This window comes from Mesorhizobium sp. ES1-6, from assembly GCF_020164775.1.
Lineage (GTDB): Bacteria > Pseudomonadota > Alphaproteobacteria > Rhizobiales > Rhizobiaceae > Mesorhizobium.
Window position 1 is genome coordinate 224,809 of sequence record NZ_JAIUGU010000008.1, and the last position, 13,514, is coordinate 238,322.

15 protein-coding genes are annotated in these 13,514 nt (G+C 64.4%); 10 read left to right on the forward strand and 5 right to left on the reverse strand.

Going from position 1 to position 13,514, the window contains the following annotated elements:
- Positions 1-312: 312 nt before the first annotated feature.
- On the reverse strand, positions 313-3,045 hold the full coding sequence (secA, locus tag LB564_RS20730; protein ID WP_224540513.1) for a preprotein translocase subunit SecA: 2,733 nt from the start codon (positions 3,043-3,045) through the stop codon (positions 313-315).
- Positions 3,046-3,306: 261 nt separating this feature from the next.
- Here secA and LB564_RS20735 point away from each other — a divergent pair, with 261 nt between their 5' ends.
- The gene (locus tag LB564_RS20735) at positions 3,307-4,233 is read left to right on the forward strand and encodes a peptidylprolyl isomerase (protein WP_224540515.1); all 927 of its coding nucleotides are present in this window, start codon (positions 3,307-3,309) and stop codon (positions 4,231-4,233) included.
- Positions 4,234-4,311: 78 nt separating this feature from the next.
- On the opposite strand, the gene LB564_RS20740 is transcribed toward LB564_RS20735, so the two are convergent.
- Both LB564_RS20740 and LB564_RS20745 read right to left on the reverse strand, forming a co-directional pair.
- A complete protein-coding gene (locus LB564_RS20740) occupies positions 4,312-4,911 on the reverse strand; it encodes a TetR/AcrR family transcriptional regulator (protein ID WP_224540517.1) in 600 nt (199 codons plus the stop codon).
- 99 nt (positions 4,912-5,010) lie between these two features.
- A complete protein-coding gene (locus tag LB564_RS20745; RefSeq protein ID WP_224540519.1) occupies positions 5,011-6,237 on the reverse strand; it encodes a caspase domain-containing protein in 1,227 nt (408 codons plus the stop codon).
- Positions 6,238-6,405: 168 nt separating this feature from the next.
- Between LB564_RS20745 and argJ the strand changes: the two genes are divergently transcribed.
- The 5 genes from argJ to LB564_RS20770 all read left to right on the forward strand — a co-directional run bounded on the left by argJ (position 6,406) and on the right by LB564_RS20770 (position 9,578).
- Positions 6,406-7,647: a bifunctional glutamate N-acetyltransferase/amino-acid acetyltransferase ArgJ gene (gene argJ / locus LB564_RS20750; RefSeq protein WP_224540521.1), complete on the forward strand. Its 1,242-nt coding sequence runs from the start codon at positions 6,406-6,408 to the stop codon at positions 7,645-7,647.
- A 29-nt stretch (positions 7,648-7,676) separates the two neighbouring features.
- Positions 7,677-8,429: a GNAT family N-acetyltransferase gene (locus LB564_RS20755; RefSeq protein ID WP_140710143.1), complete on the forward strand. Its 753-nt coding sequence runs from the start codon at positions 7,677-7,679 to the stop codon at positions 8,427-8,429.
- Positions 8,422-8,844, forward strand: coding sequence for a (deoxy)nucleoside triphosphate pyrophosphohydrolase (locus LB564_RS20760; RefSeq protein WP_224540524.1), 423 nt, complete (start codon positions 8,422-8,424; stop codon positions 8,842-8,844). Before LB564_RS20755 ends, LB564_RS20760 begins: the two co-directional genes overlap by 8 nt.
- Before the next feature lie 125 nt (positions 8,845-8,969).
- Positions 8,970-9,284 (forward strand): hypothetical protein, encoded by a 315-nt coding sequence (locus LB564_RS20765; RefSeq protein ID WP_224540527.1) that lies wholly within the window; start codon positions 8,970-8,972, stop codon positions 9,282-9,284.
- Between the two features lie 111 nt (positions 9,285-9,395).
- The gene (locus LB564_RS20770; protein ID WP_140710103.1) at positions 9,396-9,578 is read left to right on the forward strand and encodes a Flp family type IVb pilin; all 183 of its coding nucleotides are present in this window, start codon (positions 9,396-9,398) and stop codon (positions 9,576-9,578) included.
- A 43-nt stretch (positions 9,579-9,621) separates the two neighbouring features.
- On the opposite strand, the gene LB564_RS20775 is transcribed toward LB564_RS20770, so the two are convergent.
- Positions 9,622-10,494 (reverse strand): methyltransferase domain-containing protein, encoded by an 873-nt coding sequence (locus tag LB564_RS20775; protein ID WP_224540529.1) that lies wholly within the window; start codon positions 10,492-10,494, stop codon positions 9,622-9,624.
- A 65-nt stretch (positions 10,495-10,559) separates the two neighbouring features.
- Here LB564_RS20775 and LB564_RS20780 point away from each other — a divergent pair, with 65 nt between their 5' ends.
- Genes LB564_RS20780 through LB564_RS20795 form a run of 4 tightly spaced genes read left to right on the forward strand, consistent with a single transcriptional unit; the run spans position 10,560 to position 12,964 of the window.
- The gene (locus LB564_RS20780) at positions 10,560-11,372 is read left to right on the forward strand and encodes a ComF family protein (protein ID WP_224540530.1); all 813 of its coding nucleotides are present in this window, start codon (positions 10,560-10,562) and stop codon (positions 11,370-11,372) included.
- Between the two features lie 26 nt (positions 11,373-11,398).
- On the forward strand, positions 11,399-11,668 hold the full coding sequence (gene grxC / locus LB564_RS20785; RefSeq protein WP_224540532.1) for a glutaredoxin 3: 270 nt from the start codon (positions 11,399-11,401) through the stop codon (positions 11,666-11,668).
- A gap of 10 nt (positions 11,669-11,678) precedes the next feature.
- Positions 11,679-12,542 (forward strand): carbon-nitrogen hydrolase family protein, encoded by an 864-nt coding sequence (locus tag LB564_RS20790; protein ID WP_224540534.1) that lies wholly within the window; start codon positions 11,679-11,681, stop codon positions 12,540-12,542.
- The gene (locus tag LB564_RS20795) at positions 12,539-12,964 is read left to right on the forward strand and encodes a DUF1178 family protein (RefSeq protein WP_224540536.1); all 426 of its coding nucleotides are present in this window, start codon (positions 12,539-12,541) and stop codon (positions 12,962-12,964) included. The genes LB564_RS20790 and LB564_RS20795 overlap by 4 nt, the downstream gene beginning before the upstream one ends.
- Before the next feature lie 4 nt (positions 12,965-12,968).
- Here LB564_RS20795 and LB564_RS20800 read toward each other — a convergent pair whose 3' ends face one another.
- On the reverse strand, positions 12,969-13,454 hold the full coding sequence (locus LB564_RS20800) for a MarR family winged helix-turn-helix transcriptional regulator (protein ID WP_224540538.1): 486 nt from the start codon (positions 13,452-13,454) through the stop codon (positions 12,969-12,971).
- Between the last annotated feature and the right edge of the window lie 60 nt (positions 13,455-13,514).

A 13,514-nucleotide genomic window follows, 5' to 3' on the forward strand; every position in this document is an offset into this window, starting at 1 on the left:
TCCGCCTCTTTTCACGCTTTGGTGTAGCGAAGACACCTTAAGAAAGCGTGGGTGGGGGCGCTTCCTTCTCCCCCGTCACTATACGGGGAGAAGGTGCCGGCAGGCGGATGAGGGGCAGCGCCGGCTTTCGGAGATTTTTGCGTGGATGGGGAAAGAGGAAGAAAAGCTATCCGCAAAACGAATCGGCTCGCCGGGAGCGGGCGAGGTTTTGGTCGCAGACAAACGCCAATCGCCACCGTTGGCGCCGCCCCTCATCCGCCCTTCGGGCACCTTCTCCCCGTATAGGGACGGGGAGAAGGGAAGACAGAGCCCTTACGCGAACGTGCCGTGGCAGTGCTTGTATTTCTTGCCGGAGCCGCAGGGGCAGGCTTCGTTGCGGCCGACCTTGCCCCAGGTGGCGGGGTTGTTGGGGTCGCGGTCCTCGGGGGCGACGATGGCGTTGCTTTCCTGGCGCACCAGGAGGGCCGTTTCGCCGCCTTCGAAATCATTCTCGCCGGTGGTGCCGTCAATATGCGTGCCGAACATGTCGGGGGCTTCCGGCGGCGGCGCCTCGGCGGCCTGGCGGACCAGTTCGACGCGCATCAACTGCGCGGTGACGGCCTGGCGCAGATTGCCGAGCATCGCCTGGAACAGTTCGAACGCCTCGCCCTTGTACTCCTGCAGCGGATCGCGCTGGGCATAGCCGCGGAAGCCGACGACCGAGCGCAGATGGTCGAGATTGACGATGTGCTCGCGCCACAAATGGTCGAGCGTCTGCAGCACTACCGAGCGCTCGACATAGGTCATCACCTCGGGGCCGAAACGGTCGGCGCGTTCCTTGGCGGCGGCTTCGGCGGCTTGAGAGATACGCTCGCGGATGTCGTCCTCGGCGATGCCTTCTTCCTTCACCCACTCCTCGACCGGCAGGTCGAGATTGAGGAACTCGGCGACCTCGGCCTTCAGGCCGGCGACATCCCATTGTTCGGCATAGGCGTTTTCGGGAATAGCCTTGGCGACGATCTCGTCGATGACGCCTTCGCGCATCTCGCCGATGGTTTCCGACAGGCCTTCGCCGTCCATCAGTTCGATGCGTTGCTCGAACACCACCTTGCGCTGGTCGTTGGAGACGTCGTCATACTTCAACAGGTTCTTGCGGATGTCGAAATTGCGCGCCTCGACCTTCTTCTGCGCCTTTTCCAGCGCCTTGTTGATCCAGGGATGGATGATGGCCTCGTCTTCCTTGAGGCCGAGCTTCTGCAGCATGCCGTCCATGCGCTCGGAGCCGAAGATGCGCATCAGATCGTCCTGCAGCGACAGGAAGAATTTCGAGCGGCCGGGGTCGCCCTGGCGGCCGGAACGACCTCTGAGCTGATTGTCGATGCGGCGTGACTCGTGGCGCTCGGTGGCGAGCACGTAGAGGCCGCCGGCGGCCAGCGCCTTTTCCTTCAGGCGCTCGATGTCGGCATGGATTTCCTTTTCGCGCGCCTCGCGCTCGGGTCCGGCCGGCATGTCGCCCAGCTCGTCCTCGATGCGCATCTCGGCATTGCCGCCGAGCTTGATGTCGGTGCCGCGGCCGGCCATGTTGGTGGCGATGGTGATGGCGCCGGGCTTGCCGGCCTGGGCGACGATGGCCGCCTCGCGCTCGTGGTGGCGGGCGTTCAGCACCTCGAAATCCGTGAAGCCTTCCTTGCGCAGGCGCTCGGCCAGCTGCTCGGACTTTTCGATCGAGGTCGTGCCCACCAGCGTTGGCTGGCCCTTGGCGCTGGCTTCGCGGATCTCCCTGACGATCGCCTTGTACTTCTCCTCGACCGTCCGGTAGACCTCGTCGTCCTCGTCCTTGCGGATGACCGGCAGGTTGGTCGGGATCTCGGTGACTTCGAGGCCGTAGATGTTGCCGAATTCCTCGGCCTCGGTCAGCGCCGTGCCGGTCATGCCGGAAAGCTTCTTGTAGAGGCGGAAGTAGTTCTGGAAGGTGACGGAAGCCAGCGTCTGGTTCTCCGGCTGAATCGCCACGTGCTCCTTGGCTTCGAGCGCCTGGTGCAGGCCTTCCGAATAGCGGCGGCCAGGCATCATGCGGCCGGTGAACTCGTCGATGATGACGATCTCGCCGTTGCGCACGATGTAGTCCTTGTCGCGCTGGAACAGCCGGTGCGCCTTCAGCGCGTTGTTGACGTGATGGACGATGGCGACGTTCTCGACGTCGTAGAGCGACTCGCCCTTGAGCAGGCCGGCCGCGCGCAGCATGTTCTCGAGCTTCTCGGTGCCTTCCTCGGTGAAGATCGAGGTTTTCTGCTTCTCGTCGATTTCATAATCCTGCGGCTGCAGCTGGATGATGAAGGTGTCGATGGTGTTGTACATTTCCGAACGGTCCTCGAGCGGACCGGAAATGATCAGCGGCGTGCGCGCCTCGTCGACCAGGATGGAATCGACCTCGTCGACGATCGCGTAGTTGTGGCCGCGCTGCACCATCTGGGCGCGCTCATACTTCATGTTGTCGCGCAGATAGTCGAAGCCGAGTTCGTTGTTGGTGGCGTAGGTGACGTCGGAAGCATAGGCGACGCGGCGCTCCTCGTCCGACAGGCCATGGACAATGACGCCGACCGACAGGCCGAGGAATTTATAGACGCGGCCCATCCATTCGGAGTCGCGGGTGGCGAGGTAATCGTTGACGGTGACGACATGGACGCCGTTGCCAGCAAGCGCGTTGAGATAGACCGGCAGCGTCGCGACCAGGGTCTTGCCCTCGCCGGTGCGCATCTCGGCGATGCCGCCATTGTGCAGCACCATGCCGCCGATCAGCTGGACATCGAACGGGCGCATGCCGAGCACGCGGCGCGCGGCCTCGCGGGCGGTCGCGAAGGCCGGGATCAGCAGATCGTCAAGGCTGGCGCCGTTGGCGATGTCCTGGCGGAATTTTTCCGTGCGCCCGGCAAGTTCGGCGTCGGAGAGCGCCCGCATCTCGTTTTCCATGGCGTTGATCGCCTCGACACGGGGGCGGGTCGATTTGACCCGACGGTCGTTGGAGGAACCGAAAACCTTACGGGCGAGACCGCCGAGACTGACCATCCAATGGTCCTTTCGATAGAATTCTCAATCTTGAGACGAGTGCCGGCCGGCCCCATCACATCCACGTGAACGCACCGCCTGAATGCGGGCAAACACAAAAAGCGCCCGGAAAACGGTTCTGGACGCCAAGTCGATGGACAGATAAGAGGGGGCTCAACTGATGTCAACGCCGCGCTGGCCCTGCCGGTCGCGCCAAATTCCGCCACAATCTGGCTGATCTGGAAGCCACCCTCCTTACAATCCCTCACCGGAGTCATCCTTATGTCCTTGTTGTTCAGCCGTGCGTCGCTTGCCAGCCTTGGCCTGGCCCTCGGCCTGTCGGCTCTTTGCCTGTCGCCTGTCATGGCGCAGGAGACCGCTCCCGCCGCGGCCGCCCCGGCGGATGCGGCCGCACCGGCCGCCGCACCGGTCGACCCCAATACAGTGATCGCCACCGTCAACGGCCAGCCCTTGACCGAGGCCGATCTGGTGCTTGCCGAAGGCGAGCTTTCGCAGCAGTTCGCGCAATTGCCGCCCGAGCAGCGCCGCGCCGCCGCGCTCTCGGCGGCGATCGAGATCCGCGTCATGGCTGGCAAGGCCGTCACCGACGGTCTCGACAAGGATCCCGACTTCCAGCGCCGCATGGCCTTCCTCCAGCAGCGCGCGCTGCATGGCGAGATGGTCGAGAAGGGTGTCGTCGACAAGGTCACCGACGCGGAGGTTCGCGCCCGCTACGACCAGGAAATCGCCAACACGCCGCCGGTCAACGAGGTGCATGCCCGTCACATCCTCGTGAAGACGAAGGAAGAGGCCGAGGCTATCATCAAGCAGCTCGATGGTGGCGCCGACTTCCAGAAGCTCGCCAACGAGCACACCAGCGATCCGTCGGGCAAGTCCAATGGCGGCGATCTCGGCTGGTTCGGACCTGGCCAGATGGTGCCGGAGTTCGACAAGGCCGCTTTCGCGCTCGAAGTCGGCAAGTACACCGAGCAGCCGGTGCAGTCGCAGTTTGGCTGGCACGTCATCAAGCTCGAGGACAAGCGCGCCAAGCAGCCGCCGGCCTTCGACGACGTCAAGGACCAGGCCAAGCAGGCGGTCATCCGCGACAAGTATTTCGCGCTGGTCAAGTCGCTGCGCGCCGACGCCAAGGTCGAGATCCCCGATGCCAAGCTGAAGCAGGCCGTGGATACGCTCGAAAGCGCCAAGTAAGCCGGCCGGAATTTTTTAAAAAAGGGCGCGGCAGCCAAGGTTGCCGCGCCCTTTTTGTTGGCCTTTGCCGGCAGGTCTCTACGCGCCGGGCGCAGCTATGCCTTGCAGGATGTATCGGACCATCTTGCGGATCGTCGCCTCGGGCTCGTCGAGCCGGTTGGTCAGGAGATGCCGCCAGGCGTAGGACGCCAGGAGGTCGGCGACGATGACCGGATCGATATCCCCAGCGATCTCGCCCCTTGCCTTGGCGCGTTCGACAATTTGCCCGGTATGGGCGCGGCGTCCGCTGGCATATCCGGCAAGGGCGGCGGCCGCGGTTTCATCCGACTGCGCCTCGGCGATCAGCGACTTGAAGACGCTGCCCGACGATGTCTCGCGCCAGTGCGAGAACAGGTTCATCAGGAAGCCGACGAGATCCTCTTCCAGTTGTCCCGTGTCGGGAACGTCGACGCGCTTCTGGCGCTGGTAGACCTCCAGCAGCAAGGCCGCCTTGCTCGGCCACCAGCGATAAATGGTCGGTTTGCCGGCGCGTGCCCGCCGCGCCACCGCCTCGATCGAGAAGCCGGCATAGCCGGCCTCGACGAGCACGGCCTCGGCGGCCTCCAGAATGGCCTCCGCACTGTCGGGATTGCGCCGCGCACCGATCGATCTGCGCGCCGTATCCGTCGTCTCGGCCATTCCTGCCGCCCTCGTTTCAATTCGCCGGCAATGATAAGTCATCCGGCGATGAAACGAAACGATCCGTTTTTGCGCAGAGCGACGCCATGGTCGGCAAGATCACATCGCTTGCGACGTTTCCGATACGATGCGCCATCCCTTGTCGGTCTTGACCAGATCCAGCGTCACACGCGCCTTGCCGGCCACACGCGGTGCCGACTTGTCCTTCGGCACATAGTCGTAGCTCATGGCAAAGACGGCTTGCGCGCTGCCCTCGCCGTGCGGTGTCACTTCCAGGCTGCCGGGCTCGAGGCCGAGCGACCAGGAGGCCCATTGCGCGAACCAGTCGCTCTTCACCTTGACCAATGTCTCGATGTCATAGGGCGTGCCGAAGATGGTGGCGGATGCACCGTAAAGCCGTTTTACGGCGGCGCGCATGTCCTTGGCGTCGGGCTCCAGGTAGTCGTCGCGCAGAAACTTCTCGATCGAAGCCTTGTCGTCGCCGACCGAACGCTCCAGCGCCGCCACCTGCGTGGAAAGCGCCGGCGCGGCTGCCGGCTCCGGCGCCTTCGCCGCTCCTGCGCCCGGTACGAATTCGAAACGTTCGAGCAGCGAGCCCTGCTCCCAGGGGCGCTGGCCTTCGCGGGTTTGCGAAACGACGTCGCGGCGCACCGCGATCATCATGTCGTTGATGCTCTGGCCGGGTTCGGCAATGTGGCGCAACAGGGCGGCGGCAAAGGGCGAGTTGCGCCCGGTTCCGTCCATGGCGACAGCACCTGGAGCGGTCGAGAAGGCGATGAAGGAGCCGCGCGTTGAATCGAACTGCGCCAGGCCGGCGAGCGCCGTTGCCGAACGGGTCGTGGCGGTGCGGCTCAAGCCGCGGGCAAACGGATTGTTGCGGCAGGCATCGAGGAAGACCAGGCTGACCTTGGTCTGCTGTTCCATGATGTCGAGGACTTCGTCGATAGGCACGGCCTCGAGCTGCAGTTTCACCGGCATGTCCAGCCTGGCGTCGACCGGCACGATGTAGTTGCGCCCGTCGACCTGCAGGCCGTGGCCGGCATAGTAGAAAAGCCCGACGCCGGCGCCTTCGAGCGCATCGGAGAACTCGCCGATGCTGCGTTCAAGCTCGCGCTTGCCGAGGTCGTTGCCTTCGATGACCTCGAAGCCGATGGAACGCAGCTTGTCGGCGATGTCGAGCGCGTCGTTGACCGGATTGGCGAGCGTGCCGGCTTCGGCATAGGTCCCGTTGCCGATGACGAGCGCCACGCGCCGCGCCGGCTCCGCCTCGGCGCGCAGCAGCAAAAGTCCCAGAAATGCCCAAGCGAGGATCGCAAGCCTGCCCATGGGTCAAGATCATAGCGCCACGGACCCCGGCGACGCCAACAGATTTGAAATGCAGGCTTAATGCCGAACGGGTTTGCCCCTGGCGGGAGCGACGAAAACGCGCTTGCACCGACGCGCCGTATCGGGCAAACCGGCCTTCCCCTTGCGATTTTCCCGCCCGAGGTCCCCATGTCCACGACGATTTCGCCGCTCGCGCCGAAGAAATACCCCAAAATGCCGGAAATCGAGGGGGTGCGCATCGCCACCGCCGAAGCGGGGATAAAGTACAAGAACCGCACCGACCTGCTGGCCATGGTGTTCGATGCCGGCACCGCGGTCGCCGGTGTGTTCACCAAGTCGAAATGTCCGTCGGCGCCGGTCGATTTCTGCCGGCAGAACCTTGGCGCCGGCAAGGCACGGGTGCTGATCGTCAATTCCGGCAACGCCAACGCTTTCACCGGCAAGAAGGGTCGCGAGTCGACCGCGATGACGGGCGAAGCGGCGGCGAAGGCCGCGGACTGTACAGCGGCAGAGGTTTTCCTGGCCTCGACCGGCGTCATCGGCGAGCCGCTCGACACAACCAAGTTCAGCCATCTGCTTTCCGGCCTGGTCAACGGCGGCAAGCCCGACCTGTGGACCGAGGCGGCCAAGGCCATCATGACCACCGACACCTATCCGAAGGTGGCGACGCAGACCGTCAAGCTCGGTGACGCCGATGTCACCATCAACGGCATTTCCAAGGGCGCCGGCATGATCGCGCCGGACATGGCGACGATGCTCTCCTTCATCGCCACCGACGCGCCGATCGCGGCACCGGTCCTGCAGGATCTTTTGTCGCGTGGCACGGCCAAGACGTTCAACGCGGTGACCGTGGATAGCGATACCTCGACCAGCGATACGCTGCTGTTGTTCGCCACCGGCAAGGCGGCAAAGCGCGGCGCGCCCGAGATCACCGATCCCAGGGATGCCCGCCTCGGCGCGTTCCGCCGGGCGCTCGGCAAGGTGCTGAAGTCGCTGGCGTTGCAGGTGGTGCGCGACGGAGAGGGCGCGCGCAAGCAGGTCGAAGTCACCGTCACCGGCGCCAAGTCGGCCCGCTCGGCCAAGCGCATCGCGCTGTCGATCGCCAATTCGCCGCTGGTAAAGACGGCGGTCGCCGGCGAGGACGCCAATTGGGGCCGCGTCGTCATGGCCGTCGGCAAGGCCGGCGAGCCAGCTGATCGCGACCGGCTGTCGATCTGGTTCGGCGACAACAGGCTGGCGCATGAGGGTGAGCGGGACCCTGGCTATTCGGAAGAAAAAACCTCGGCCTACATGAAGCGCGACGACATCCGCATTCGCGCAGATATCGGCATCGGCCGCGGCAAGGCGACGGTGTGGACTTGCGACCTCACCAAGGAATATGTCGCCATCAATGGCGATTACCGGAGCTGATCGCCTTGGTTTCGCGCCATCCGGCAAGCATGCTCGCGACCGTGCGCCGCTACGAGGCGGCGGGCTTTCGCGCCTGGCCCGCGGCCGCCGTCCACTATGACGGCACCTGGGTGGTGCGGTTGACCGCCGGCCATCCGGCCAAGCGACTGAACTCGGTCAACCCGCTCGATCCCGGCGACATCCAGCATATCGCCGACCGCATCGGTCGTGCGAGCCGCCGCTTCGACGCCTATGGCCGGCCATTGACGTTCCGCATGTCGCCACTGTCGGGGCCTGATCTTGCCAGCCATCTCGACAAGGAGGGCTGGAGCCGGTTCGACGAATCGCTGGTCATGCGGCTGCCGTTGGCCGACGCGCAACTCGACGCCGCCATGGACCAGATTCCGCTCAAGGACATCAGCCGCTTCATCGGCGCATTGCTCAAGGTCAACGGCTCGGACGTATCGCTGCGGCCGGGCTTGTCGGAGATCATCGGCGCCATACAGCCGGAGGCCGGGCTGTTCGCGCTTGAGGACGGGACGGAGCCGCTGGCGACGCTGATCTGCGTGCATGACGGCGATCTTGCCGGCCTGTTCGAGGTCGCTACCGACAAGGCGGCGCGCAACAAGGGGCACGGCCGCAACCTGATCCTTTCGGCGTTGAAATGGGCGAGGCTGCGCGGCGCGCGGGAGGCCTGGCTGCAGGTCGAGGCCGGCAACGTGCCGGCGCTGGCGCTCTACCGCGCGCTCGGCTTCGAGGAAGTCTATCGCTATCATTACCGCCGGCCGCCCGGCCATGAATGATGTGACATCCAACGGCAAGCGCCTGCTGCTGGTCGCCGCATGCGCGCTGGTCGATGCCGATGGCCGCGTGCTGCTGGCGCAGCGCCCGCAAGGCAAGCAGCTTGCCGGCCTGTGGGAATTTCCCGGCGGCAAGGTCGAGCCTGGCGAGACGCCGGAACAATGCCTCATCCGTGAACTGCATGAGGAGATCGGCATCGAGACCGAGACCCCGTGCCTGGCGCCGCTGACCTTCGCCAGCCATTCCTATGATGATTTCCATCTCTTGATGCCGCTGTTCGTCTGCCGCCGTTTCCGCGGCATTGCCCAGCCGAGGGAAGGGCAGGCGCTGAAATGGGTACGGCCCAAACAGATGCGCGACTATCCGATGCCGCCGGCCGACGCGCCATTGATCCCGTTCCTGATCGATCTCCTCTGAGGATCGAGGATCGGATCGGACCACGGTCCATATCAGCCAGCGTTAATGGAAGATTTATCTCATCATGAAAAATTGATGCATGGCCGTTCTCTCGCGGCCGCCGTCGTGCGCTGGGGAGCAATAGAATGAGCCTGGACAAGGATTGGGATTCGATCCGGCCCGAGCGGGGTTTTCGTGCCGTCGACGCCGGCATGGGCGTGCTCCGCGTCACGCTGCTGTTCGGATCGGCCGCGGTGGCGCTGGCGCTGATCGCGACCCCTTTCCTCGATAACCAGACGCGTTCGCAAACGGCCCGCGACGGTTTTCCCGGCCTCGACATGACGGCTACCGGTTCGATCAGCCATCGCAGCACCTACACGGTGCGCCGCAGCGTGCTGCAGGCCGACCCCGGCGGCGTCTGCATCATTCGCGCCGATGGCAAAAGCAGTGGCGACTGCTGACCTGGGTTGGAACATTCCCGAATGGCGACCATTTCATCGCCTGTTAAGCCTTTGCCGTTAACCTTTCTTAACAGATCGTCGGTAGGGTCGTGGCAAGGGGGAAATGAGGTGATGAAAACGGTGCTGCTGCTGCGCTTTCTGAAGGACGAAAACGGCGCCACGGTCGTCGAATACGCCATGATAGTCTGCGTATTGTCGCTGACGATCATCGGCGGTATTAGCCACGTCTTCAATTCGCTGACCTGGTTGTTCAGCGACGATTCCAGCAGACTTGCCAACGCCTTCGCCCCTTAGACTCTTTGTTTACGCAGTTCCTGCTCAAGGGCTGCCCGCGAGCTCAATGCCCTTCAGGCCCCTCCAGTATCGTCTTTAACGAAACCTTGGCCGAACCGGGCTTCAGCGGCTTTTGCTGCGACGCGTCGGGCGCCCAGCCGGACATCCAGACAATCGAGAAGCTTGCCCTGATGCGACCGTCGGGGTCGGAAAAGCGCTCGGCGTAGATTTGCGCGGCGCGGGCAAACAATCTGCGTGATCCTGGCCGCCGGCTGCGGTCGGCGAGTGCGCTGGTTTCACCCATGGCACGCAGATCCGCCATCAGGGCGAACAGGTTCGCATAGCGCACCGTCACCGTCTCGACGTCGGCGACCGGCAGCGCGAAACCGGCACGCTGCAGCAGCGCGCCGGCATCGCGCACGTCGGTGAACGGAATGACGCGCGGGCTGGCGCCGCCATGGAGCTCGGTCTCGGCGACAAGCAGGCTTTCGCGCAGTTCGGCAAGCGTGCCGGCGCCGGCGAAGGCGCCAAGGAAAAGTCCGTCCGGCCGCAGCGCGCGGCGAATCTGGATCAACATGCCAGGGATGTCGTTCATCGCCTGCAGCGACAGAAGCGACACCACCAGATCGAGACCTTGTGGCTCGAACGGTACGGTCTCCAGCGGAGCAATCAGGCCGGGGGCACCATTCAGGAACGCCGCGTCCATCTCGACACGGGCGACATCCGCCACCTTGCCGCTCCGCGCAACGACCTCGGCCGCGGCCGCTGTCTGGCAAAACAGCACCGCCGCCTTGGCGAACCTGCGTTCGACGGCATCCAGCCGATCGGCAAGATCCTCGGCGGCGCGGTGCATGAGGAAGTCGGCACCCTCAACCGGATGGATGAGCGCGCGCCGCTTGTGCGCCAGCCACAGGGAGGTATCCATTATAGGCTGCAAGGGATGGGTCCTTGTATGTCCGCGCCCTGATATGGTTGGTATGGTGGCGCCGAGAAACAAACCACGTGGCCGATCCGATGCCAGAGATCAAGTCCATCGAGATCAGGAAGCTGGCCCGGTCGGCTGCCCGGTCGGCCCTGGGATGGCCGGCGCGCATCCTGTTTCCGCCGGTCTGCGCCGGCTGCCGCCGGCAGGTCTCGCAACCCGGCGTGCTGTGCGGCAACTGTTGGCCGAAGCTGCGGCTGTTGGAACGGCCCTGGTGTCCGGTGATGGGCACGCCGTTCACCCATCACATGGGCGATGGGTTTCTCTCGGCGGAGGCGATCGCCGATCCGCCGCCCTTCGAACGGGCGCGGGCAGCGGTCGCCTATTCCGGCGTCGCCCGCCAGATGGTGCAGGGGCTTAAATACCAGGACCGCACCGATCTCGCTCCCTGGATGGCGCGCTGGATGGTCCGCGTGGGCGCCGACCTCATCGCCGATGCGGATGTGGTGGTGCCCGTGCCGCTGCATTGGCGCCGTTTTTTCAGGCGGCGGTTCAACCAATCGGCCGAACTGGCGCGTGCTGTTTGCGAGCTCAGCGGGCTGTCGTTCGCGCCTTCCGCCATGCGGCGCGTGAAACTCACCCGCCAGCAGGTCGGGCTGGAGCGGCAGGAACGCGAGGAGAATGTGCGCGCCGCATTTCGCGTGCCGGATGAGGCCGAGATCGAGATTGCCGGCCGCAGGGTGCTTCTGGTCGATGATGTCTACACCACCGGCGCCACCGTGCGGGCCGCCACCAAGGCGCTGAAAAAGGGAGGTGCCGCCGCCGTCGACGTGCTGACCTTTGCCCGCGTTTTGCCGGGGGACTTCCGGGCGGACGAGTCCGCGACTATATAAGTCGGCAACGGAAGCGGAAATTCGTCATGGTCGATGTCACGATCTATACGCGTATGATGTGCGGCTACTGCACGGCGGCCAAGCGGTTGCTGGATCGCAAGGGTGTCGCCTATACCGAGCACGATGCCTCGTTTTCGCCGGAGCTGCGCCAGGAAATGATGTCGCGCGCCCACGGCCGCACGACCTTTCCACAGATTTTCATCGGCGACAAACATGTCGGCGGCTGCGACGACCTGCATGAACTGGAGGCCGAAGGCCGGCTGGACAAGCTGCTTGCCAATGGCGCGACGATTTGAGGGTGTGACGATGGGTGGTGTTTTCAAGGCAGCGGCGATCCAGATGCGTTCAGGCGAGAGCCCCGAGCGCAATGCGGTCGATCTCGAACAATTGGTGCGTGAGGCCGCGGCCCAAGGCGCGACCTACATCCAGACGCCGGAAATGACCGGAGCGCTGATCCGCGACAAGCAAGCGCGCGCCGCTTCCTTCACCTCCGAGGACAAGGACATCATCGTCGCGACCGCGCGCAGGCTGGCGCGCGAACTCGGCGTGTTCCTGCATATCGGCTCGACCGCTATACTGCGCGCCGACGGGAAGCTCGCCAACCGGGCGTTGCTGTTCGGTCCGGACGGTGCCACGCTCGCCACCTACGACAAGATCCACATGTTCGACGTCGACCTCGACAATGGCGAAAGCTGGCGTGAATCCGCTGCTTACGAACCGGGCACCGAGGCCGTCGTGACCGCGATCGCGGACGCGAAGCTCGGCTTCGCGGTCTGCTACGATCTGCGTTTTCCGCAATTGTTCCGTGCCGAGGCAATGGCCGGCGCCGAGGTGCTGACCGTGCCCGCGGCCTTCACCCGCCAGACGGGAGAGGCCCACTGGCATGTGCTGCTGAGGGCACGCGCCATCGAGAACGGCGCCTTTGTCGTCGCCGCCGCGCAGGGCGGCCTGCATGAGGACGGCCGCGAGACCTACGGCCATTCGCTGATCGTCGATCCGTGGGGCCGCATCCTCGCCGAGGCCGCGCATGACGAACCTGGCGTGATCGTCGCCGAGATCGACCCGGCGCAATCGCTTGCGGCGCGCAAGAAGATTCCGAATTTGAAGAATGCGCGGGATTTCGCCCTCAATGCCGGCGAGGCGCCGCGCCTCAGGGGTGCCGCCTCTTGATCCGCTTTTCCCTGATCTGCGAAAGCGAGCACGAGTTCGAGGGCTGGTTTCGCAGCAATGACGATTTCGACACCCAGAAGAAGCGCGGCTTCGTCGACTGTCCCAGTTGCGGCTCGCACAGGGTCGAGAAGGCGCTGATGGCGCCCGCCGTGTCCACGGCACGCAAGCAGGAAACCATCGCGCTTGCCATGGGCGAGGCACAGAAGCAGGCGCTGGCCCAGCTGAAGGCGATGGCCGAGAAAGTGCGCGAGAATGCCGACTATGTCGGCGACAAGTTCGCCGAGGAAGCGCGCAAGATCCATTTCGGCGAGACCGATGCGCGCGGTATCTATGGCGAGGCGACGCTGGACGAAGCCAAGAGCCTGGCCGAGGACGGTGTCGAATTCATGCCGATCCCGGTGTTTCCGGACGACCGGAACTGAGCGATCAGCTCACGCTGCCGATCAATTTCTCTAGCAGATGTGAAAGCGTTTCCCGTTCCGTCGGCGTCAGGCCTGCGAGAACCTCGTGTTCGTTGGCGACATGAGCGGTGACGGCCTCGTCGATCAGGGCGAGACCCTTTTCAGTCAACCTTACGACGATGCCGCGCCGGTCGTTGGGATGCGGCCCGCGTAGGATCAATCCAGACGCTTCGAGCCGATCCAGCCTGTTGGTCATGGCCCCGGAGGTCACCATCGTGGCCTCGTAAAGCGCTGTCGGGGTCAGCGCGTAAGGCGAGCCGGAGCGGCGCAGCGTCGCCAGCACATCGAACTCTCCCGCCTGGAGTCCGAAACGGGCAAAGAGCGGCGCAAGGCGCTCGCGCGCGATCAGCGAGGAGACCTCATTCAAGCGCCCGATCACGGCCATCGGCGACACATCCAGGTCCGGCCGTTCCCGCTGCCATTGCTCGATGGCTTTCCCTGCGCGGTCCATCTATCTCACCATAATTTATCTTGACGTTAAGAATCTTTTCGTTATCTTACCGCGATATGC

Bases quoted from the DNA above. Each gene is read 5' to 3' on its own strand.
- secA (WP_224540513.1), bottom strand. From the start codon at position 3,045: ATGGTCAGTCTCGGCGGTCTCGCCCGTAAGGTTTTCGGTTCCTCCAAC.
- LB564_RS20735 (WP_224540515.1), top strand. From the start codon at position 3,307: ATGTCCTTGTTGTTCAGCCGTGCGTCGCTTGCCAGCCTTGGCCTGGCC.
- LB564_RS20740 (WP_224540517.1), bottom strand. From the start codon at position 4,911: ATGGCCGAGACGACGGATACGGCGCGCAGATCGATCGGTGCGCGGCGC.
- LB564_RS20745 (WP_224540519.1), bottom strand. From the start codon at position 6,237: ATGGGCAGGCTTGCGATCCTCGCTTGGGCATTTCTGGGACTTTTGCTG.
- argJ (WP_224540521.1), top strand. From the start codon at position 6,406: ATGTCCACGACGATTTCGCCGCTCGCGCCGAAGAAATACCCCAAAATG.
- LB564_RS20755 (WP_140710143.1), top strand. From the start codon at position 7,677: ATGCTCGCGACCGTGCGCCGCTACGAGGCGGCGGGCTTTCGCGCCTGG.
- LB564_RS20760 (WP_224540524.1), top strand. From the start codon at position 8,422: ATGAATGATGTGACATCCAACGGCAAGCGCCTGCTGCTGGTCGCCGCA.
- LB564_RS20765 (WP_224540527.1), top strand. From the start codon at position 8,970: ATGAGCCTGGACAAGGATTGGGATTCGATCCGGCCCGAGCGGGGTTTT.
- LB564_RS20770 (WP_140710103.1), top strand. From the start codon at position 9,396: ATGAAAACGGTGCTGCTGCTGCGCTTTCTGAAGGACGAAAACGGCGCC.
- grxC (WP_224540532.1), top strand. From the start codon at position 11,399: ATGGTCGATGTCACGATCTATACGCGTATGATGTGCGGCTACTGCACG.
- LB564_RS20790 (WP_224540534.1), top strand. From the start codon at position 11,679: ATGGGTGGTGTTTTCAAGGCAGCGGCGATCCAGATGCGTTCAGGCGAG.
- LB564_RS20800 (WP_224540538.1), bottom strand. From the start codon at position 13,454: ATGGACCGCGCAGGGAAAGCCATCGAGCAATGGCAGCGGGAACGGCCG.